Annotated in this window: 25 protein-coding genes and 1 pseudogene; 7 read left to right on the top strand and 19 right to left on the bottom strand. The window is 61.5% G+C overall.

Features of this window, described 5'->3' with window-relative positions; translation table 11 throughout:
- Positions 1-6: 6 nt before the first annotated feature.
- From KBP54_RS02175 to secY, 12 genes and pseudogenes are all read right to left on the bottom strand, one after another.
- Entirely contained in the window at positions 7-2145 is a 2139-nt protein-coding gene (locus tag KBP54_RS02175) for a DUF6541 family protein (protein ID WP_256000515.1), read from the bottom strand.
- A gap of 58 nt (positions 2146-2203) precedes the next feature.
- Entirely contained in the window at positions 2204-3043 is an 840-nt protein-coding gene (gene truA, locus KBP54_RS02170) for a tRNA pseudouridine(38-40) synthase TruA (protein WP_070975809.1), read from the bottom strand.
- A gap of 122 nt (positions 3044-3165) precedes the next feature.
- Positions 3166-3546, bottom strand: a pseudogene (gene rplQ / locus KBP54_RS02165) (50S ribosomal protein L17); the annotation flags it as partial.
- Positions 3547-3588: 42 nt separating this feature from the next.
- Complete coding sequence (locus KBP54_RS02160; RefSeq protein WP_070363062.1) at positions 3589-4602, bottom strand: DNA-directed RNA polymerase subunit alpha; 1014 nt, start codon at positions 4600-4602, stop codon at positions 3589-3591.
- 117 nt (positions 4603-4719) lie between these two features.
- Positions 4720-5325 (bottom strand): 30S ribosomal protein S4, encoded by a 606-nt coding sequence (gene rpsD, locus KBP54_RS02155; RefSeq protein WP_070363063.1) that lies wholly within the window; start codon positions 5323-5325, stop codon positions 4720-4722.
- A gap of 27 nt (positions 5326-5352) precedes the next feature.
- Positions 5353-5757 carry a 30S ribosomal protein S11 gene (rpsK, locus tag KBP54_RS02150; protein WP_070363064.1) on the bottom strand — a complete coding sequence of 135 codons (405 nt, stop codon included), beginning with the start codon at positions 5755-5757 and terminating at the stop codon, positions 5353-5355.
- 3 nt (positions 5758-5760) lie between these two features.
- On the bottom strand, positions 5761-6129 hold the full coding sequence (rpsM, locus tag KBP54_RS02145; protein WP_070477572.1) for a 30S ribosomal protein S13: 369 nt from the start codon (positions 6127-6129) through the stop codon (positions 5761-5763).
- 179 nt (positions 6130-6308) lie between these two features.
- Complete coding sequence (infA, locus tag KBP54_RS02140) at positions 6309-6527, bottom strand: translation initiation factor IF-1 (protein ID WP_018017508.1); 219 nt, start codon at positions 6525-6527, stop codon at positions 6309-6311.
- Between the two features lie 196 nt (positions 6528-6723).
- Positions 6724-7497, bottom strand: a complete 774-nt coding sequence (locus KBP54_RS02135) for a L,D-transpeptidase (protein ID WP_070477570.1) — start codon at positions 7495-7497, stop codon at positions 6724-6726.
- 14 nt (positions 7498-7511) lie between these two features.
- Entirely contained in the window at positions 7512-8309 is a 798-nt protein-coding gene (gene map, locus KBP54_RS02130; protein WP_070477786.1) for a type I methionyl aminopeptidase, read from the bottom strand.
- Between the two features lie 92 nt (positions 8310-8401).
- A complete protein-coding gene (locus KBP54_RS02125; RefSeq protein ID WP_070363068.1) occupies positions 8402-8947 on the bottom strand; it encodes an adenylate kinase in 546 nt (181 codons plus the stop codon).
- A complete protein-coding gene (secY, locus tag KBP54_RS02120) occupies positions 8947-10275 on the bottom strand; it encodes a preprotein translocase subunit SecY (protein WP_070477568.1) in 1329 nt (442 codons plus the stop codon). Before secY ends, KBP54_RS02125 begins: the two co-directional genes overlap by 1 nt.
- 277 nt (positions 10276-10552) lie before the next feature.
- Here secY and KBP54_RS02115 point away from each other — a divergent pair, with 277 nt between their 5' ends.
- From KBP54_RS02115 to KBP54_RS02100, 4 genes are read left to right on the top strand one after another with little or no spacing between them, the layout of a single operon-like run.
- On the top strand, positions 10553-13024 hold the full coding sequence (locus KBP54_RS02115; protein ID WP_070975807.1) for a DMSO/selenate family reductase complex A subunit: 2472 nt from the start codon (positions 10553-10555) through the stop codon (positions 13022-13024).
- Between the two features lie 25 nt (positions 13025-13049).
- Positions 13050-13694, top strand: coding sequence for a DMSO/selenate family reductase complex B subunit (locus KBP54_RS02110; protein ID WP_070363070.1), 645 nt, complete (start codon positions 13050-13052; stop codon positions 13692-13694).
- 3 nt (positions 13695-13697) lie between these two features.
- Positions 13698-14639 carry a dimethyl sulfoxide reductase anchor subunit family protein gene (locus KBP54_RS02105; RefSeq protein ID WP_256006180.1) on the top strand — a complete coding sequence of 314 codons (942 nt, stop codon included), beginning with the start codon at positions 13698-13700 and terminating at the stop codon, positions 14637-14639.
- On the top strand, positions 14639-15241 hold the full coding sequence (locus KBP54_RS02100; protein ID WP_256006177.1) for a TorD/DmsD family molecular chaperone: 603 nt from the start codon (positions 14639-14641) through the stop codon (positions 15239-15241). The genes KBP54_RS02105 and KBP54_RS02100 overlap by 1 nt, the downstream gene beginning before the upstream one ends.
- A gap of 71 nt (positions 15242-15312) precedes the next feature.
- On the opposite strand, the gene rplO is transcribed toward KBP54_RS02100, so the two are convergent.
- Genes rplO through rpsH form a run of 6 tightly spaced genes read right to left on the bottom strand, consistent with a single transcriptional unit; the run spans position 15313 to position 17996 of the window.
- Positions 15313-15762, bottom strand: coding sequence for a 50S ribosomal protein L15 (rplO, locus tag KBP54_RS02095; RefSeq protein WP_070363073.1), 450 nt, complete (start codon positions 15760-15762; stop codon positions 15313-15315).
- 6 nt (positions 15763-15768) lie between these two features.
- Entirely contained in the window at positions 15769-15954 is a 186-nt protein-coding gene (gene rpmD / locus KBP54_RS02090) for a 50S ribosomal protein L30 (RefSeq protein WP_070363074.1), read from the bottom strand.
- Between the two features lie 5 nt (positions 15955-15959).
- Positions 15960-16595 carry a 30S ribosomal protein S5 gene (gene rpsE / locus KBP54_RS02085; protein ID WP_070363075.1) on the bottom strand — a complete coding sequence of 212 codons (636 nt, stop codon included), beginning with the start codon at positions 16593-16595 and terminating at the stop codon, positions 15960-15962.
- A 40-nt stretch (positions 16596-16635) separates the two neighbouring features.
- Entirely contained in the window at positions 16636-17040 is a 405-nt protein-coding gene (gene rplR, locus KBP54_RS02080) for a 50S ribosomal protein L18 (RefSeq protein ID WP_070363076.1), read from the bottom strand.
- A gap of 2 nt (positions 17041-17042) precedes the next feature.
- Positions 17043-17579, bottom strand: coding sequence for a 50S ribosomal protein L6 (gene rplF, locus KBP54_RS02075; protein WP_070477559.1), 537 nt, complete (start codon positions 17577-17579; stop codon positions 17043-17045).
- A gap of 18 nt (positions 17580-17597) precedes the next feature.
- Positions 17598-17996 (bottom strand): 30S ribosomal protein S8, encoded by a 399-nt coding sequence (rpsH, locus tag KBP54_RS02070; protein WP_070363078.1) that lies wholly within the window; start codon positions 17994-17996, stop codon positions 17598-17600.
- A gap of 323 nt (positions 17997-18319) precedes the next feature.
- Between rpsH and KBP54_RS02065 the strand changes: the two genes are divergently transcribed.
- Genes KBP54_RS02065 through fdhD form a run of 3 tightly spaced genes read left to right on the top strand, consistent with a single transcriptional unit; the run spans position 18320 to position 20664 of the window.
- The gene (locus KBP54_RS02065) at positions 18320-19552 is read left to right on the top strand and encodes an amidohydrolase (RefSeq protein WP_256006175.1); all 1233 of its coding nucleotides are present in this window, start codon (positions 18320-18322) and stop codon (positions 19550-19552) included.
- Between the two features lie 10 nt (positions 19553-19562).
- Positions 19563-19850: a DUF6457 domain-containing protein gene (locus KBP54_RS02060; RefSeq protein WP_070976034.1), complete on the top strand. Its 288-nt coding sequence runs from the start codon at positions 19563-19565 to the stop codon at positions 19848-19850.
- A complete protein-coding gene (gene fdhD / locus KBP54_RS02055) occupies positions 19837-20664 on the top strand; it encodes a formate dehydrogenase accessory sulfurtransferase FdhD (RefSeq protein ID WP_256006174.1) in 828 nt (275 codons plus the stop codon). The genes KBP54_RS02060 and fdhD overlap by 14 nt, the downstream gene beginning before the upstream one ends.
- On the opposite strand, the gene KBP54_RS02050 is transcribed toward fdhD, so the two are convergent.
- Entirely contained in the window at positions 20661-21443 is a 783-nt protein-coding gene (locus KBP54_RS02050; protein ID WP_070363080.1) for a formate/nitrite transporter family protein, read from the bottom strand. The two genes, fdhD and KBP54_RS02050, sit on opposite strands and share 4 nt — an antisense overlap.
- Positions 21444-21477: the final 34 nt, after the last annotated feature.

The raw sequence follows: 21477 nt of genomic DNA, 5'->3' as shown, positions 1-21477 counted from the left end.
CTTACACTACCAAAGCTCCAGCGGTTCCGAGCCGTGCTTGACGGCGTCGTGCTGCATCTCCGCGAGCTCGGCGCGCGTAAACGCCTCGTTCACCGCGAAGATCACCGTGTCTCCCTTCACGTACACCGGGGTCAGCGCGCTATTGGCCGTGGCATTGTTCAAATTCACGCGCGGCGGCTGCTGCGCCCAGAACGACGGCGGCGATGCGATGTAAAACTTGATGTTCAGCCGTTCAACGGCCCGGTCCACGGCGTTCTTCGCCGTCGCGTCGCCGAGCACCCCGCGCCCGAGCATCTCTACGTCGAACAACGCGGTTGCGGTGTCGTCGCCTCGTGTCTTCGCTGGCCACAGGTAGTGCCGGGAGAGCGTCGGCACGCCGGTGTAGGCATACAGCCACGAATGCCCGTCCGCGGGCTCGCCGTAGGTCACGCCTTCCCACGCCACAGGCTGCGTCGCGAGCCAGTCGAACGCAGCCAGGTCGTCATCGTTGACCATTCGACCGCCAACGCGCGGAGCGGTGTAAATGCCCTCCGCCGATTGAGCTGCATTCGCGTGCACGGCGGTCGCAGTACTCGCAGCCACCACGAGGGACACGAGCACCGCCCCAATTGTCGACGCCCCCTTCGCCACCACCGTGCCCTCACGCGCGGCAACCGGCGCCAACGTCAGCATCCGAATCATCACCGAGGCCCCTATGGCCGCCGCGACGATGACGCACATCACCACCGGCAACACCAGGCGGTGCGCCGTGTTGTAGTGCAGCCCCGAAACCAGCGAAGGCACCACGTCCAGCACCGGCGGAAGCGGTGCGGTTGCCTGCACCACCGTCGCAAGTGACAGGACGTAGAACGCCACCGGCCACACCTGGCGACGCCACGCCACAACCGCCACCGCCCCCACGAGCGCGAGCCACAGCAGCACAGTCGGGTTGTAGTTCGGGAAGTACTCAGTGACGTGGCGCGTATCCATCGTGATCGCGAGCGCCCACGGATTTGGCGCCGTGCCATCCTCCGGAGTAGACCACCCCGCGACCTCCTGCGCCTGCTCGGAACCAGCAAACATCTGTGGCAGGAACAGCACCGCACCGGCAAGCGCCGGGGCCGCTAACCAGACAGTGTCCACGAGGCGTGAACGGACGGGACGAAGAAGCGTCGAAAAGCACCAAGCGAAGGCCACCGCCAGCGCAATCGTGGTCACCGGCGACGGGTGCACCGCCACCACCCCGAAGAACCCGATGGCCGCCGCAAACGCCGAGTTGTGATGCCGTGGCACCTCCAGGAACTGCCAAATCACAATGCCCGTGAGCGCAACTGCCATCATGTACGGCCACATGCCAACAAAATCCGACACCCACATCAGCTGCGGCGCACCGTACACCAGCAGCGGCGCGAACCCCGCCGCGATCTGCGCCGTCAGCCCCCGCGACCGCAGAAACGCAAACACCAGGCACGCCACGGACACGCAAGCCGCCACCGATGGCACGATCGCCTGCGCCACATTCAGCGCGGGGATCGGCGCCATCCCAGCGGTCTTGGCAAACAACGCAACCCCCGCGTGGTACCCCGAGGGATACAACAGCGAACTGTGCGTCTCCTGGTACATCAGCTCCCCCATGCGCGTTGGCGACGCAATCCCCTCATCCATGATGAAGCGCACAGTATTGGCGTGCCACTGGGAATCCCAACCCTGCACGATATTGGCCAAACCCAGCGGAGTTCCCTGCAGCCACCGCAGCTTGTCACTGATCAGCATCGCCGACCCCGCAATCACACCAAGCAGCGGCAGCACCCAGACGGGGTCAACCACACTGCCTTCGCGCCGCTCCTGCGGAGTCCCCGGCAGCAGCGCCCGACGCCACGACAGTTGCCCAGTGCCAGTCCAGCGCTCGCGGGCGCGGCGCGCAAACGCGTAGCGCCACCCCGCAGCACACAACATCACAAACACCACGCTCACAGAGAACGTCCACGGCGAAAACCTCGCCGACGTCAGGCCCCAAGACCAGGCGCTGAAGCCAATAATGCCGAAGCTCACGGGTATCGACGCCACCACCGACGCCGGCACACGCATGCCGGAGATGACGTTGACCAGGAATCCTGGCAGCACAAACACAAGTACCGCTGCTATGAACATCCCGGCAGTGACCACGCGTACTCCTTCGAGACCTAAGACGTTGAGACTGGTGAAATCTTATCGCTTTGCGCTCTCAGAGCGAACGCCGATCACGAGTTGTGTTGGCTCGTGCCTCCCACTCCTGCTCTGGTGGGTACACAACGTGGTCGAAGGTCAGCCCCTTCGCGGGGGCTAACGGTACGTCGGCGCGCCGCTCAGTGGCGTCGAGCAGTCCAGTGGCCCACGCCAGGTCGCGCTTGCCCTGCCCGACCGTGAGGCACGTCGCGGTCAGTGCGCGCACCATGTTCCAACAGAACGCGTCGGCACTGATGTGTGCCTCGTAGAGCTGCGGCTCCGCCTCCGTGGAAGCGTCTACCCAGCGGAAGCTGTGCACGTCGCGGATCGTCGTCGCGTGCGGTCGCGGCTTGCAGAACGCCGCGAAGTCGTGCAGCCCGAGCAGCACGTCGGCGGTCTGTTGCATTAGCTGCACGTCGACCGGGCGAGCCCACACCGCAGTGTCACGCGTCCGTGTCGGCAGCGCCCCCGCTGGGTTGGTAGTGACGCGGTAGATGTAGTGACGCGCCATCGCCGAGAAGCGAGCGTCGAACTCAGGGGCAACCTCCCGGACTTGTTGAACTCGGATGTCGTCCGGTAGCAGTTTGGCAAGGCGACGCACCAGGCGTGCAGGATCACCGTCAAGAGAGCGCTGCTGCAACGCGGCCGGGTCGATGTCTGCGTGCGCAACCTGGCCACGGGCGTGGACCCCCGCATCCGTACGGCCCGCGACCGTCAGGGCGACGGGGTGGCGCAGCACAAGCGCGAGCGCGTCCTCCACGGTTCCTTGGACGGTCCGCAGGTCGCCTTTCTGCCGGGCCCAGCCGTGAAAGTCGGTGCCGTCATAGGCGATGTCGAAACGCAGCCGCATCGTGTTCATTCGTTACAGGCTAGCAAACTGGTCGCGTGCTTTTGGAATGCGAAAACCCCGCGACACCGTGAAGGTGGACGCGGGGTCTCATGTGGTTGAGCTAGAAAAGCTCACTCAGCGGAGGACTAGTCCTCCTTGGAAGCCTTCGCCTCAGCTGGCTCCAGAACCAGGGAAATCTGGGTCATTGGAGCGTTGTCGCCGGAGCGAGGTGCAACCTTGATCAGGCGGGTGTAGCCGCCGTTGCGGTTTTCGAACTTCGGTGCAAGCTCGTTGAACAGGTATGCAACGATCTGCTTGTTCGGAAGCTTCGCAGCAACAGCGCGGCGTTCCTGCAGGGAACCGCCCTTCGCCTTGGTGATCAGCTTCTCAGCGTATGGGCGAAGTGCTTTCGCCTTTGCATCGGTCGTCGTGATGGCGCCGTGCTCGAACAGGGACTGCGCCAGGTTAGACAGAATGTGCTTCTGGTGGGCGGCGGACCCTCCGAGACGGGCACCCTTCTTCGGGGTAGGCATTTTCGTACTCCTCGTATGGGATTGTGAGCGCGTGCTCTTGGTTTACTCGGTTTCTTCCGCGGTGTCGTCGACGTAGTCACCAGTCTCGGCGTCGTAGCCTTCGATCTGGGTCGGGTCGAAATCTTCCGGAGCGTCCTTCAGCGTCAGGCTCATGGAGGCGAGCTTGATCTTGACCTCATTGATGGACTTCTCGCCAAAGTTGCGGATATCCATCAGGTCGGTCTCAGAGCACTCAGCCAGCTGGCCGACGGTGTTGATGCCCTCGCGCTTCAAGCAGTTGTAGGACCGGACGGAGAAGTTGAGATCCTCAATCGGCAGGTTGTAAGCCGCGATGTACTCCGTCTCCTGTGGGGACGGGCCGATCTCGATGCCTTCTGCTGCCGTGTTCAGCTCACGTGCCAGGCCGAACAGCTCCACCAGGGTGGAACCGGCCGAAGCCAACGCGTCGCGAGCAGACATGGAGTTCTTCGTCTCCACGTCAATGATCAGCTTGTCGAAGTCAGTGCGCTGCTCAACACGGGTTGCCTCAACCTTGTAGGCAACACGGGTCACTGGCGAGTAGATCTGGTCGACCGGAATGCGGCCGGCTTCCCCACCAGAGTTCGGCATCGCTGGGACGTAGCCACGGCCACGCTCCACGACAAGCTCCATCTCAAGGCGTGCCTGCTCATTGAGCGAAGCGATGTGCAGATCCGGGTTGTGGATCTGAACATCAGCTGGCGTCTCAATGTCGCCGGCGGTAACGACTCCTGGGCCTTCAACGGACAGGTACATCACGACTGGCTCGTCGGACTCCGACGACAGCACGATGTCCTTGATGTTGAGGATGATCTCGGAAACGTTTTCCTTCACACCGTTGATGGTGGTGAACTCATGGAGCACACCATCAATCTTGATCGAGGTAACCGCTGCGCCCGGAATGGACGACAGCAGCGTACGGCGCAGGGAGTTACCCAGCGTGTAACCAAAACCTGGCTCGAGTGGCTCAATGATGAACTTCGAGCGGTTGGTATCGATGTACTCCTCGGTCAGCTGCGGACGCTGTGAGATGAGCATGAACTTCTCCTTTTCCGGCTACCACTATATGAAGCCGCGAGAATATGGACTTTCGGAAAGATATCGCACCACTTGTATACGTACGTATCGACGCAGTGCGGGGTGAAGTAAGCGGGCTTACTTCGAGTAGAGCTCGACGATGAGCTGCTCCTGCAGCGGCACCTCGATCTGAGCGCGCTCCGGCAACTGGTGCACGAGAATGCGCAGGGTGTCCGGAACGACCTGGAGCCATGCCGGAACAACGGCGTCCAGCAAGTTGTCCTGGGCCTCTTCGAACCAGAGCATCTTGCGGGACTTGTCACGAACATCGATGATGTCGTACTGCGTGACCTTGTAAGAAGGAACGTCGATACGCTTGCCGTTCACGGTGAAGTGACCGTGGGAAACAAGCTGACGTGCCTGGCGGCGCGTGCGCGCCAGACCTGCACGGTATACAACGTTGTCCAGACGGGACTCAAGCAGGATCAGCAGGTTGTCGCCGGTCTTGCCTGGGAGGCGGTTGGCCTCCTCGTAGTAGCGACGGAACTGCTTCTCCATCACTCCGTAGGTGAAGCGAGCCTTCTGCTTCTCCTGGAGCTGGAGCAGGTACTCAGATTCCTTGATGCGAGCGCGGCCAGCCTGCCCCGGAGGGTACGGGCGACGCTCAAAGGACATGTCACCGCCGACGAGATCGACGCGGAGGCGACGGGACTTACGGGTAGCAGGGCCGGTATAACGAGCCATGATGTATTACCTCTTTTCCTTTCTGCCTTAAACGCGACGACGCTTCGCCGGACGGCAGCCGTTGAACGGCTGTGGGGTCACGTCAGAGATCGAGGACACCTCCAGGCCAGCAGCCTGGAGCGAACGGATTGCGGTCTCACGGCCGGAGCCTGGACCCTTGACGAAAACGTCAACCTTCTTCATACCGTGGTCCATCGCCTTGCGAGCAGCGTTCTCAGCTGCCATCTGAGCAGCGAACGGCGTGGACTTGCGGGATCCCTTGAAGCCAACGTGGCCGGAGGAAGCCCAGGAGATAACAGCACCGGTCTGATCCGTGATCGAGACGATGGTGTTGTTAAAGGTCGACTTGATGTATGCGTGGCCAGCAGCCACGTTCTTCTTTACGATGCGACGGCCACCACGGCGCGCACCGGAACGAGTCTTAGGAGGCATGGATTACTTCTTCTTTCCTGCGATGGTCTTCTTCGGGCCCTTACGAGTGCGAGCGTTCGTCTTGGTGCGCTGCCCGCGAACAGGCAGGCCACGACGGTGACGAAGGCCCTGGTAGGAGCCGATTTCAATCTTGCGGCGGATGTCTGCCTGCACCTCACGACGCAGGTCGCCCTCTACGGTGTAGGAGGACTCGATTGCGTCACGCAGTGCGGACAGCTGATCGTCGCTCAGGTTGTCCGTACGCAGGTCTGGAGAAATGCCCGTCTTCTCGAGCAGCTCCTTGGCGCGGGTTGCGCCGATGCCATAAATGTAAGTAAGTGCGATCTCCATGCGCTTATTGCGCGGAAGATCAACACCAGCTAGACGTGCCATGTGGAACGTACCTTTCGGGTTGTTACGGCGGTTTTCTCCCTATCCGCCCACGCCAACCGACTCTTTATCCGGACCGTACCGGAGGATGGGCCGTGATACACGTGGCTTTGGCCACCGTAGCCAAAGGTAAGCGACGCGCAGCAACGCCACGCGTCTGGGTAAGGAGGCTTCAAACGAAATTACTTGTAGCGGTACGTGATACGCCCACGGTCCAGGTCATATGGAGACAGCTCCACAATGACCCGGTCTTCAGGAAGGATGCGGATGTAGTGCTGGCGCATCTTGCCACTGATGTGAGCAAGGACCTCATGCCCGTTGTCGAGCTCGACACGGAACATAGCATTCTTCAAAGGTTCGACGATGCGACCCTCTACCTCAATGGCGCCTTCTTTTGCCATACACTCCACTTCCTATAGCTCACGGAACACAGCGATCCTCATTGATGCGCAGTGTTTCCGCTGGTAGCTGACGTAAAACATACTTGTACTACGTGGTGCATAAACACCAGTGGTCAACTATATCCCGTCACCAGCGCAAACACAAGCCCACCTGCGAAGCTAAGTCCGCAGGTGGGCGTCGAAAAGAATGGAGCAGCTAGAAGACGAAGACCTTGTCCCCGATAGCGAGATCCTGGAAGTAGCGCTGGGCGTCCGCGCGGTACATGCGAACGCAGCCGTGCGAGAGAATCGACGGATCCCCCTGGTGGAACGCGATACCGTTGTTGGTGAAGTACGTCGCGTACGGCATCGGCGCATTGCCGAACTCCCACGAGATCTCATCCTTCACCTTGCGGTTGACGTAGAACGTACCCTTCGGCGTATCAAGGCCAGGCCTGCCCGGACCGATCAGGTCAGCCGTGTAGTACATCTGGCCGTTATTCTGCAGCCAGGAACGGCGTCCGCCGGTGTCCACACACACCTTCGCATCCTTCGGACATGGGCCGTAATCGAACGCGGGTTGTGCAGGTGGCGCCGGGCGTGCAGCTGGTTTCGGCGCTGGCTTCGGAGTCTTCTCGGCGATCAGGCCTGGGTAGAAGCGTTCGACAGTAGCATCGATGCTTGCCTTCGCCTGGGCTGGCAGGTCCTTGTTGATTGCCGCCAATCCGTCGGCCTGCGCGCGCAGCGAGTTGCGGGTCTGCCATGCTCGCTCACGTGCGTCGGGCGTACTGGAGCCGATGCTGGAGAGCTGAGACTGCGTCTGCTCAAGCAGGGCACCCAGTCCACCATTCGAAGACATCGCTGGCATCTGCTGCGCCTCCGCCATCGCTGGCTGGGCAAGCATGGAGGCGGCGACGCCGATTCCAACACTCAAACCGGCAAGCTTGCGGCTCAGTTGGGATGGCTTCGCATGTCGAGGTTGATAACGCATGTGGGCAGTATAGCTTACTTCGCTTCGCGGACAGTGAGGATGCGCGGCCCGTCAGCCGTGGCGGCGACCGTGTGCTCCCAGTGCGATGCCGGGGCGCCGTCGATGGAAACGACAGTCCAGTCGTCACCGAGCACCTCCGTGTCGATCTCTCCGCCGAGGATCAGCATCGGCTCAATCGCCAACACCGACCCCTCCTGGATCACAGGGCCGCGTCCGGGTTTTCCCTCGTTGGCAAGGTATGGATCCTCGTGCATCGTGCGTCCGATCCCGTGGCCGCCGTACCCGTCCACAATGCCGAGCTCCACTCCGAACTTCTCCTCTGCTGCGTACGTCGCGCGTTCGAGTGCATGCGACACGTCGGTCAACCGGTTGCCCGGCACCATCGCCTTCAGCCCCTCGTGCAGCACCCATTCGGTTGCCTGGTTCAACTTTTCGACGTCCGCTTCGAGCTCACCCACACCGAACGTCCACGCGGAATCCCCTACCCAACCATGCAAGGTCGCGCCACAGTCGATGGAGACCAGGTCTCCCTCGCGGAGCACAGTCTCTTTGTTCGGAATTCCGTGCACGACTACCTCGTTGACTGACGCACAGATCGACCCCGGAAAGCCCTGATACCCCAAAAATGTGGGCGTGGCCCCGTGATCACGGATAACAGTCTCGGCGACCTTGTCTAAGTCGAGCGTCGACTTGCCGGGGGCGGCCGCCGCCCGCACCTCCTGCAGCGCCAAGCCGACGATTCGGCCTGCCTTCTCCATCGCGTCGAGCTGCTCAGGTGTCTTTGCGACAATCTTGCGCTTCCGGAACCCCATCATTCGCTTCCTTCCTAGAGTTACTGCGTAAAAGGGCCGGTAGGCACTCGTCGAGTCCCTACCGGCCCTTGCGCCTATATAGACGCTGTATGTTACTTCTTCAGCTGCGCCATCGCGCGCTCGTTGATTTCATCAACGTCACCAACGGCGTCGATGGAGATGATCTCGTCGCCGTAGTGGTCAATCAGCGGCGCGGTTTCGTCGCGGTAGACCTTGAGGCGGGTGCGGATCGTTTCCTCATTGTCGTCCGCGCGGCCACGCGCGAGCATGCGCTCGACCACCACGTCTTCGTCGACAACAAAGTTGAGCACGCCGTCCAGCTTCAGGCCCTGCTTGCTCAGCAGCTCCTTCAGGATCTCTGCTTGCTCAACGGTGCGCGGGAAACCGTCGAGCAGGAAGCCGTTCGCAGCATCTTCCTGGCTGAGTCGGTCTTCCACCATGCGTGCGGTGACATCGGTCGGCACAAGCTTGCCAGCATCGATGTAGCTTTTCGCTTCGACACCAAGCGGGGTGCCCTGGCCGATGTTCGCACGGAACAGGTCACCGGTGGAGATGTGCGGAACGCCGAGCTTCTCGGAGAGAATGGCTGCCTGAGTGCCTTTGCCAGCGCCGGGAGGGCCAAGTAGTACAAGTCGCATTATCGCAACAGTCCTTCGTAGTTGGATTGGAGAAGTTGGGATTCAATTTGCTTGACCGTAGTCAATGCTACGGACACCATAATCAGGATAGCCGTACCGCCGAACGCACTCATGCCACCGCGGCCAGCGCCGCCAATGCCGGCGTCGAGCGCCAGGTTCGGCAGGATCGCGATGAGTGCAAGGTAGAGCGCGCCAACGAACAAGAGACGGTTCATCACAAACGCGAGGTACTCGGCGGTTGGGCGACCCGGACGAATGCCTGGGATGAAGCCACCGTACTTCTTCATGTTCTCTGCCTGGTCGACCGGGTCGTACTGGATAGAGACGTAGAAGTAGGAGAAGAAGATGATCATGGCGAAGTACGCCAGGATGTACTGCCAGGAGCCTGGGTTCTGCAGCCACGCCATGACGTTGTTCATCCACCAGTTGTCCGGCGGGGTCGTGTTGTTCATGGTCACGATCTGCGTGATCAAGACAGGAACGTACATCAGCGAGGAGGCGAAAATCACAGGAATAACGCCAGCCTGGTTGACCTTGAGCGGCAGGTACGTAGAAGAACCGCCGTACTGACGGCGCCCAACCATGCGCTTGGCGTACTGCACCGGGATACGACGCTGGCCCTGCTCGATGAAGATGATGCCGACGACCAACGCAATGATCGCCGCAACGACCATGGCGAAGGTAACCGCGCCGGAGTTCTTCAGGATGTAGGCACCCTCGGACGGAAGCTTCGTCGCAATACCAGCGAAGATCAGCAGGGACATACCATTGCCAACGCCCTTTTCAGTGATGATCTCGCCGAGCCACATAATCAGGACCGCACCCGACGTCATGACGATGATCATCATGATGAGCGTCCAGATGTTGCGGTCCTCAATAAGCACCGGAATCCCCTGGCCGAGGAGCTGCTCACGGTCGGCCAGCGCCACAATACCTGCGGACTGCAGCAGCGCCAGCGCAACCGTGAGGTAACGCGTGTACTGCGTCATCTTGGTTTGGCCCGACTGCCCTTCCTTCTTCAACTCCTCGAACTTCGGAATCACCACGGTCAGCAGCTGCACGATAATCGACGCCGTAATGTACGGCATGATGCCAATCGCGAAGATGGACAACTGCAGCAACGCACCACCAGAGAACAGCCCGATGATGGAGAACATCGTGGCGTTGTCACCCTGAGCGACTTCCTCCAGACGGGAGTTAATCAACGCGTAGTCGACACCAGGCGTCGGAATCTGGGCACCAATGCGGTACAGAATCATCAACGCAAGGGTAATCAGAATCTTCTTCCGAAGATCCGGGTCCTTGAACGCTTGCAATATAGCGGACACAAAGCCTCCTGGCTCCTGCAGCACTCACGCAGGAGATAGTGGACAGTACGGTTGCCAAAAGTGCACGTCACAACCACCGTAGCGGGCTGACGGGACACTCCAGACAGGATTGACCCCACTACTCTACCAGTTAGCAGGCCAAACCCCCGATTCGGCCAGCACCCCCGCGAGGGTTTCCAACTTTCGATTGAAAATCACTACACTCAAAAATACGTAATTGGTATTACATTTATTCACGACTTTTCTGTAGAAAATCCTCGCATTCGAAGGGACAGCGATGAGCACAGCACCTACACCAACGCCGACTCCCGTGAGTCGGCGTAAATTTCTCCAATGGTCAGGCCTCGTAGGAGGCGCGGCCGTAGCGACGACGGCCGTCTCTGGCACGCTCCTGCGCGGCACCCCAGGTGTCGGCGCCGCAGAGGCCGCAGAAGGCACGAGCACCGACCCGAAGTTCGTCTGGTCCGCCTGCACCGTCAACTGCGGCTCCCGCTGCCCACTGCGCCTCCAAGTTGTGGACGGGCGCGTCACCCGCGTCCTTCCGGACGATGGCGGCGACAACTCCATCGGCTCGCAGCAGATCCGCGCCTGCGTGCGCGGCCGCTCAATCCGCCACCGCATCTACAACCCGGACCGGCTAAAGACGCCGCTGAAGCGCAAGCCCGGCACGAAGCGCGGCGACGGCGAGTGGATCGAAATCTCCTGGGAGCAGGCGCTCGACGAAATCGCCGACCAGATGAAGGGCATCCTGGACAAATACGGCAACGAGTCGATCTACCTCGCGTACGGCACGGGGACCATCGGCGGCACCGTCGCGCGCTCCTGGCCGCCTGTCGAGACTCCTTTCGCACGGTTTATGAACCTCATCGGCGGCTACCTGAACCACTACGCCGACTACTCCACCGCGCAGATCACGGCAGCCTACCCGTACCACTACGGTTCCTGGGTCACGTCGAACTCCTTCGACGACGTGAAGAACTCCAAGCTGCAGGTCATGTTCGGCAACAACCCGCTTGAGACCCGCATGTCCGGTGGTGGCGAGACGTTCGTCACCCAGCAGACGAAACGCAAGTACGGCGTGAAGACCATCGTGATCGACCCGCGCTACTCCGAGACCGCAGTCGGCCTTGGCGACGAATGGGTTCCGATCCGCCCGGGCACCGACGCAGCGCTCGTGGCAGGTATCGCGCACGTACTGCTCTCCGAGAACCTGCACGACCAAGCGTTCCTGGACAAGTATTGTGTCGGCTTTGACGAGGACCACATGCCGAAGGGCGCGCCGAAGAACGGCTCGTACCGCTCCTACATTGAGGGCAAGGGGCCGGACGGCGTCGAAAAGACTCCTGAGTGGGCCGCCCGCGTCTGCGGTGTACCCGCGCAGAAGATCCGCCAGCTTGCCCGCGAGATGGGCACCGCAAAGCCAACCGCAATTACCCAGGGCTGGGGTCCGCAGCGCCACGCGAACGGCGAGAACCAGTCGCGCGCGGTGTTTACGCTGGCAGCGCTGCTCGGGCAGATCGGTATCCCTGGTGGAGGCACCGGCGCTCGCGAGGGCTCGGCAAGCTTGCCGATGACGTACCCGTTCAACACGCAGTACGAGAACCCGGTGGAGACCTCGATCTCGGTTGCAATGTGGCCACAGGCCGTCGACCACGGCCCAGAGATGACCAAGACGAAGGACGGCGTACGCGGCAAGGACAAACTCGACGTCCCGATCAAGATGATCTGGCAATACGCCGGCAACACCAACACGAACCAGCACGGCGACCTCAATCGCACGGTCGAGCTGCTTCGCGACGACTCCAAGGCCGAACTCATCGTCGTCAGCGACATCCAGATGACGGTGTCCGCGCGCTACGCGGACTACGTTCTGCCGGACTGCTCCACCGCTGAGCAAACCGACATCATCCAGCAGGGCTCGGCGGGCAACCTGGAGTACACCATCCTGGCCTCCAGCGCGATCAAGCCACTGTACGACTGTCGGCCGATTTACGACGTCGTCGCCGATCTCGCTGAACGCTTCGGTGTGCGCGACAAATTCACCGAAGGCCGCACCCAGGAAGAGTGGCTGCGCTACACCCTCGACGAATCCCGCAAGGAGATCCCGGAGCTTCCGTCCTTTGAGGAGCTCAAGAAGATGGGTGTGTGGCGTCGAGAAGGCGAAACCACGGTCGCACTGAAAGACTTCCGTGAGGACCCAGTGGCCAACCCCCTGGAGACCCCGAGCGGCAAGATCGAGATTTTCTCCTCCGAGCTCTACGAAATGTCGAAGGAGTGGGAGTTTGACCCGAACATCGCAGGCGACAAGCTGACACCGCTGCCGGAGCAGGTCGCAACTTGGGAAGGCGCCGAGGAAGCCGCAGAGAACAAGGAGTACCCGCTGCAGGTCATCGGCCACCACACCAAGGGCCGCACCCACTCCTCCTACGGCAACGTCGATTGGCTGCGCGACGACGCCCACCCGCAGGTCCTCTGGATCAACCCCATCGACGCCAAGGAACGCGGCATCAAGAACGACGACCCCGTCTACGCCTACAACAAGCGTGGCCGGATCCGCTCCATCGCCCGCGTCACCCCGCGAATCGCACCGGGTGTCATCTCGGTGCCGCAGGGTTCCTGGTTCAACCCGAAGGACGGCGGCGTGGACGTAGGGGCATCCGTCAATACGCTGACCAGCTGGCATCCCTCCCCTCTTGCCAAGGGCAACGCGCAGCACACGGCGCTGTGCCAGGTTGAAAAAGCGAAATAACAACACCAAGGAGTGAAACAACAACATGGCTAACAACAACGACAAGCCGAGCAAGCGCCTTGGTTTCTTCTTCGACCAGACCTTGTGCAACGGCTGCAAAGCCTGCCAGATCGCCTGCAAGGACAAGCACAACACACCGATCGGCGTGAACTGGCGCCGCGTGGTCGAGTACTCGGGCGGCGACTGGAACCGCAACGCCGACGGCGAGCTGACCACCAATACGTTCACCTACTACACATCGGTGTCCTGCAACCACTGTGACAACCCGATCTGCACCAAGGTCTGTCCGACCACCGCGATGCACATCGGCGAGGACGGCGTCGTCTCCGTCGACCCGCACAAGTGCGTGGGCTGCCGCTACTGCGAGTGGGCGTGCCCCTACTCCGCGCCACAGTTCAACCCTGAAAAGGGCGTCATGACGAAGTGCGACCTGTGCGCCGACTACCGCGCAGAGGGCAAGGACCCGGCGTGCGTGGCCGCGTGCCCGTCGCGCGCGCTCGACTGGGGCCCTATCGACGAGCTGCGCAAGGAACACGGCGACGTCGCCGGCATCGCGCCGCTGCCGGACCCAACGTTTACCGAACCACGCCTGACCATCAAGCCGCACAAGGACGCAAAGCGCTGGGACGCGTTGGATGCTGGCGAGATCATGAACCCGGAAGAGGTCTAACTCATGAATATGCACGAATGGCCCCTCACGTTTTTCACTACGTTCGGGCAGATGGCAGTCGGCGCGTTCTTCGTCCTCGGCGTCATCACAATGGTGGGACGCACCCGCTACTCCGCGAACGCGATTAACCGCATTTGTGTGCCGGCGCTCTACGCAATCGGCCCAATCATGATCGCAGGCTTCTGCCTCGCGTTCTTCCACCTCGGCAACCCGCTCAACGCGCTGAACGTGATGCGCCACATCAGTTCCTCCGGACTCACCCAGGAGCTCGTGGGCGGCTGCATCTTCGCGGCGCTCGGCTTCCTGTTCGCTGCCTGCCAGTTCTTTGACTGGGGCTCCGTGGGCACCCGCACAACCATCGCGGTCATCACCGCAATTGCCGGCATCGGGTTCATCGCCACCATGGCGCGCCTCTACATGCTGCCCACGATCCCATCGTGGAACCACTGGACTACCCCGGCGGCGTTCTATCTCTCCGCCGCGGTCACCGGCCTGCTCGCGATTGCGGTCGCGCTCACGGCGTACAACTGGCTCGAGGACTCCGAGCTCATCAAAAAGCTCATTCCGTCCGCGCGCAACGAAGACCAGACAGATGCCCAGAAGGAAGAAGTCTGGGACCTCATCCACGCCTCGCTGCGCTGGATCGGCATCGCGCTGACCGTCGTCGTGCCGCTCATTTTCATCGTGATGGTGTTCAACTACGGCCGCCCCGCGGGCCCGAACCCGGCGCAGTTTGAGTTCAACATGACCGCATTCGTCATCCGCATTGGGCTCCTGCTGGTCGGTGCGTTCATCGTGGGCCTCATCCTGGCGTTCGGCGGTCGCACCCGCCGCCCCACCTCGAGCGCAATGCTGTGGATCACCGTCGCGTACATCCTGGTGGTCATCGCGGAGCTGCTGGGCCGCTTCATGTTCTACGGCGCAGTTGACCGGATCGGAATCTGATGCACACAGAGTTACTTGAACGCTGCCACATCGCAGCAGACATCGTGGGGCAGCTCTTCCTCGACGAGCCTCAAGGCCCGCTTCTCGACGCCCTCTCCGCCCCTTCCTTCCTGCAGTCATGGCCGCTCGAGGACGACGCCTCGCAGCAAGCCATCAACGCCCTGCTGGAAGCGGAGCGCGACACCGCCGAAGCGCTGCAGCGCGACCACCTCTACCTGTTCATCGGCGTAAGCTCCCCGCTCGCCCAGCCGTATGAGTCCCCGTACTTTTCCAAGGACGGACTCGTCATGGATGAGGACGCCGCGGCCGTCGCCGCCGTTTACCACCAGGTCGGCTTTGACCCCGGCGCCGATAACCTCCCGCCGGACCACATCGGGCTGGAGTTCCGCTGTATCAGCCACATGTGCGCCCTGGCACTCAGCGCGTCCTCCGAGGCCGATCAAGCCGCCGCGTTGGCCGTGCTGCGCTCCTTCACCGCCGAGCACCCCGCCCGCTTCGCTGAGCAGGTGCTTGGGGGCGTCGAAAAGCATGCGAACACCGCGATCTACCGGGCGCTGCCTGGGCTTACGCGGGGCGTGCTGGCCGCCGTCGAAACCCTCTAATACGAAAGCTCCCCACCTCGTCGTTGACGAGTGGGGAGCTTTTCTCTGCGCTGTGGCGCGAAGATGAAGGCTTATGCCTGGGTGGTGGACCCGCCGGCTGCCTCGATCTTCTCAACCGCAGACTTGGAGAACTTGGTAGCGGTGACGTCCAACTTGACGTTGATGTCGCCGTTGCCCAGCACCTTGACTGGGTGGTTCTTGCGAACCAGGCCAGCTGCGACGATGTCGTCGATGGTGATGGTGCCGCCGTTCGGGAACGCTTCTGCGAGCGCCTGAACGTTGACTACCTGGTACTCCACGCGGTTCGGGTTCTTGAAGCCCTTGAGCTTCGGCAGGCGCATGTGAAGTGGCATCTGGCCACCCTCGAATGCTGCGGAGACCTGCTTGCGAGCCTTGGTGCCCTTGGTACCACGGCCAGCGGTCTTGCCGCCCTTGCCTGCTTCACCGCGACCTACGCGGAACTTTGGTTTGTTAGCGCCCTTTGCTGGGCGCAGATCATGGAGCTTGATAATTTCAGCCATGTTGTTCTACTCCCCTGCAACTTCTTCGACGGTAACGAGGTGGCGAACCTTCAGGATCTGTCCACGGGTTGCGGCGTTGTCCTTCTTAATAACGGACTGGCCGATCTTGCGCAGACCGAGAGCCTCGAGGTTCTTACGGGTCAGTGGCTTCTCGCCAACCTTGCCGTGGTGCAATGTGATCTTCAAAGCCATTGTTCTTACGCCTCCTGTCCTGCGCGTGCGCGCAGCATGCGAGCAGGTGCGACGTCCTCGAGGTCCTTGCCGCGCTTCGCAGCGACTTCCTCAGGGCGTACGAGCTGCTTGAGACCTGCAACCGTTGCCTGAACAACGTTCAGAGCGTTGTCAGAACCGATCGACTTAGCAAGGATGTCCTGGACGCCAGCGCACTCGAGCACTGGGCGAACTGCGCCACCGGCGATAACACCGGTACCTGGTGCAGCCGGGCGCAGCATAACGATGCCTGCTGCCTCTTCTGCCTGGACTGGGTGAGGAATGGTGCCACCGATCATCGGGACGCGGAAGAAGTTCTTACGTGCTTCTTCTGCACCCTTCTGGATAGCGGCAGGAACTTCCTTTGCCTTGCCGTAGCCAACGCCGACCATGCCCTTGCCGTCGCCAACGACGACGAGAGCGGTGAAGGACATGTTGCGTCCGCCCTTCACGGTCTTTGCGACACGGTTGATGGTGATGACGCGCTCGATGTACTTGTCGCGGTCATCATTCTGGTTGCGACGATCATCGCGACGGCCACGGCCACCGCGGTTGTTGCGCTCATTCTTCTTGTTCTGGTTGTCGGCGGAGCGTCCGCCGTCACGCCGTTCACGTTCGGCCATTACGCGATCCTTCCGTTGATGGTGATGATTGCGGTGGTCATTAGAACTTCAGACCACCTTCACGAGCGGCGTCGGCAAGAGCTGCGACGCGACCGTGGTACTTGTAACCTGCGCGGTCGAAGACGATAGCTTCGATGCCTGCAGCCTTGGCACGCTCAGCGATCAGCTGGCCAACCTTGGCTGCCTTTGCCTTCTTGTCACCTTCCATTGCGCGCACGTCAGCCTCGATGGAGGATGCCGCTGCGAGCGTGTGGCCAGCGAGATCGTCGATCAGCTGGACGTGGATGTGACGCGAAGAGCGGTGCACAACGAGACGTGGGGTCTCCGGGGTGCCGCGCAGCGTCTTGCGGATACGGAAGTGGCGACGTGCACGAGCCTCGCGGCGGCGGGAGGAAATATCCTTGCCGACCGGGGTGCGCTTGGTGTTCTCTGCAGAATTGCTCATGATTACTTACCCGTCTTTCCGACCTTGCGGCGAATCTGCTCACCTTCGTAGCGGATGCCCTTACCCTTGTATGGGTCATCCTTACGGAGGCGGCGGATGTTAGCCGCGATCTGGCCAACCTGCTGCTTGTCAATGCCCTCGATGGAGAACTTGGTGTTGCCATCGACTGCGAAGCTGATCCCTTCCGGAGCCTCAATGAGGATCGGGTGGGAGTAGCCGAGCGAGAACTCGAGGTTCTTGCCCTTGGCCTGGACACGGTAGCCGACACCGAAGATCTCCATGTTGATCTTGTAGCCCTCGGTCACGCCAACAACGAGGTTGTTGACCATGGAACGGGACAGACCGTGCAGCGCACGGTGCTTACGGTGATCGTCCGGACGGGAGACGACAATCTCGTTGTCCTCAACCGCAGCGGTGATTGGCTCAGGCAGCTCGAAGTTGAGGGAACCCTTAGGGCCCTTGACCTCTACGACCTGACCGTTAATTTTAACTTCGACACCATTCGGGATGGCGATGGGTGCATTACCTACACGCGACATAGTCTTTTCAACCTCCCTTTACCAGACGTAGGCGAGAACTTCTCCGCCTACACCCTTCTCCTGGGCCTGACGGTCAGTGAGGAGACCCTGGGACGTGGAGATGATCGCCACACCCAGACCACCCAGCACCTGCGGCAGGTCGTTGGACTTTGCGTACACGCGCAGACCAGGCTTGGACACGCGACGCAGGCCAGCGATGGCAGCCTCACGGGTCGGGCCGTACTTGAGGTCCAGGGTCAGCTGCTTGCCAACCTTGGCGTCCTCAACCTTGTAATCAGCAATGTAGCCTTCCTGCTTCAGGATCTCGGCGATGTTTGCCTTGATCTTGGAGGAAGGCATTGTCACGCTCTCGTGCTGTGCGTGCGACGCGTTGCGCACGCGAGACAGCATGTCTGCGATTGGATCAGTCATCGTCATAAGATATGACCGTTTACCTTTCTCGTTGCGGTTCCCTACCCACCTGACCAGCAAAACTATGTCGTGCCAGGTCGCGTTTTCCGCATGATCTGTCGGGGGCTACTTCACGCTCCCCACGCTCAATAACGCGGGGCGCTCGCCGCCTCCCTTGCACGCGGTCCGCTTCTCGGCGGGGGGCCTGCAACAAAGTTGGATGTACAATGTTTTCTCGGATTTTGCGCGCAGACAACTATCTGTGCACAAGTCCGTTTGGCCACATTACACTCCCTCTATACAAGAAACAAGTCACGTTGGCCCGATCGCTGCGTCGTATAGTCGGTGCTATGAAGCACCTCGACGAACTTTTCGACGCCCTCTCCGCCACCCGCTCGCACCGTGAGGAGCTCTACCGCTGGTTCCACCAACACGCTGAACTCTCGATGCAGGAAACCCAAACCTCACAGCGCATCGTTCAGGAACTCGAGGCAGCCGGGATCCCATATTCGGTACTGGGCGAAACGGGCGTCGTCGCCACCATCGAAAACGGGCCTGGTCCTGTCGTCGCTCTGCGTGGTGATACTGACGGCCTCCCAATCAAGGAGGATTCCGGCAAGGACTACGCCTGCACGCGTACCCAGGTGGACGCAACGACTGAGCAGGAGGTGCCGGTGTCCCACGCATGTGGGCACGACTTCCACATTTGCTCGGTGCTCGCGGCCCTCGTCGCGTTCAACACTTGCCGCGACGCTTGGTCCGGCACGCTGGTGGGCGTATTCCAGCCCGGCGAGGAAACTGCCTCCGGCGCACGTTCGATGGTTGAGCACGGTATCGCCGACGCGATCCCCCACCCCGACGTGTACTTGGGCCAGCACGTGCTCGGCGCCCTGCCGCTGGGGCACGTCGGTACCCGGCGGGGCCCGGTGCTTTCCCAGGCGTTCTCGGTGAAGGTCACAGTACACGGAGTGGGCTCGCACGGATCCATGCCTGAGATGGGTGTCGATGCGGTCTTGTTGGCGTCGACAATTGTGACGAGGCTGCACACCGTGGTCCCCCGAGAGATTGCTGCTTCCGAAACCGCGGTGCTGACGGTCGGCGCGATCCATTCGGGAGCGAAATCCAATGTCATCCCGGATAGCGCGGAGCTGCTCATCAATACCCGCGCCTATTCGGAGGCGACGAGCGCGCACCTCAAGGAGGCCATCGAACGCATCGTGCGCGCTGAGTGCGAGGCAGCGCGTAGCCCGCAGCCGCCCGAGTTCGAGTACTACGACGCCTACCCGCTCACCAGCAACGATGACGCAGTAACACAGCGGGTACGCGACGCCTTCGAGGCGCAATTCGGTGACCAAGCACAGACGCTGGCACAGGTCCCTGCCAGCGAGGACTTCTCGATCATCCCGGACGCGCTCGGCGTGCCGTACACGTTCTGGGGCCTCGGCGGCTTCGCCAGCTACCCGCATGCACCGGGCAATCACAACGCAGCGTTCGCACCCGACCCCCAGCCGACACTCGACCGCGGCGCCGAAGCGATGGTCACGGCTGCGAGCGCGTGGCTCATCAACAAGAACGACGACTAAGGTGGCACACATGGCTAACAACGAAGGTTTGCAATCAACACACGAGTGGCTCGAAGAGGTCTCCCGAACGCTCGGCGTTTCCCCGGATCTCACGCGCTCGCTGGTCGGCGACATTCTGAAGATGACCGCCGACGTCGCGCACAACGGCCCGTCGCGCCCGGCGGCGCCGACAACGGCGTTCGTCGTAGGCGTCGCAACCGGTGCGGCGCTCCAGGGCGATACTGATGCGGACGCAGCAACGACGCGCGCGGCGCTTGCCAAGGTAGCGAAGCTCCTGGAAACGTATGAGCAGGATTAATCGACGCTTCGCCGTCACGAAAGTCACCCGCACCGACAGCGGTTTCGCGCGCGATACTCGCGCCGATACCGTCACCGTGGAAGAGCCGCTGGCGATCCGCGCCACCGGCGACACGTTGACCACCACGATGCGGACCCCCGGCCACGACATCGAGCTGGCACACGGCTGGATGTTCGCGGAGGGACTGATCAGCAGCGCAGAGGACGTTCGTTCCGCGCGCTACTGCGCGGGTGCGGTCGGGCCGAACGGCGAAAACACGTACAACACGCTCGACATCGACCTCGGGCCCGCGGCCTCCCCCGCTGCACCGCAGTTCATTCGCCTGACCACTACCACGAGCGCATGCGGCGTGTGCGGCACGCAGTCGATCGACGACATCATGGGCAAGGTGCCCGCGCCAATCACTCCCGTCCGCTTAGACCCGGACCTGGTGATGCGATTACCCGACGCCCTTGCAACCGGCCAAAAGCAGTTCCGTAAGACAGGCGGCATCCACGCGGCCGGCGCGTTTACCTTTGACGGCGAACCTGTAGTAATCCGCGAGGACATCGGCCGCCACAACGCGACCGACAAAGTCATTGGCCACCTACTACTCGAAGGGCTCCTGCCAGCCAGCGAACTGATCCTGGTTGTCAGCTCCCGCGCGTCATTCGAACTTGTGCAGAAAGCAGCAATGGCCGGTTTCCCGGCAATGGTGGCGGTCTCGGCGGCATCCTCGCTCGCCGTCGAGCTGGCCCGCAAAACAAAAATGGCGCTCGCCGGCTTTGTGCGCGGCGAGCGCTTCAATCTGTACTCCGGGGAGCTCAGCGACTAGTCCTTGTACACCGTCTTCGTCTTGTTCAACCAAGCGTAGACACCGCCGATGCACAGGCCACCGCCGATGAAGTTGCCGATCCACACAGCAACCCAGTTGCTCAGGATTGCAGCGGCGGTGAATCCCTCAGGTGGCGTGCTGGACAGGAACGCCAGGGAGAACAGCGAGAAGTTCGCAATAACGTGCTCGAGGCCCAGGCCAACGAAGATAGCGATCAGCGGCAGGATCACGACGAACTTGGAGATGAACTCCTTCGCCAGCAGCGCACCAACAATCGCCATGTTGACAATGAAGTTCGCGAAGATCGCCTCAAGCAGCGCGCCGAAGAACGGCTTCGCCAACTTGCCCTCAACCAGAGTGACAATCAGGTGGCTGTTATCCATCGAGCCGAACTTGGCCGACTGGCTCATCACAGCCGCGAAAATGATCGCACCGATCAGGTTCGCCACCGTCACCACAACGACGAGCCAAATACCCTTGCCCCAGCTGAACACCTTGTCCGTCGCCGCCCAGGACGCAAACATCATGTCGCCCGTTGCAAGCTCCGCGTTCAGGATGACGATCGCGAACAGGCCAAGCCCGAACAGCAAGGCGAACACAACCGAGCCGAGCCCCGGCGCATATTCATTGACCGCATTTCCCGCCACCGCGGCGAACGCCGTACCGGCGGTCAGGTAAATGCCGGCGAGAATCGCGCGGACGAAAAACCGTGGCATCTCATTATCGAGAAGCTGCTCTTTCTTTTTGGCCCCTGCGTGGACCATTTCCTGCAAAGCCATCGTGGCCTCCTCAAATTCACCTGAGAGATTGTTG

Source organism: Corynebacterium pseudogenitalium (assembly GCF_024453815.1).
GTDB classification, from domain to species: Bacteria; Actinomycetota; Actinomycetes; order Mycobacteriales; family Mycobacteriaceae; genus Corynebacterium; species Corynebacterium pseudogenitalium.
The sequence above is the reverse complement of the archived record's forward strand: the minus strand, read 5'-3'. Positions and strand labels throughout refer to the sequence as shown.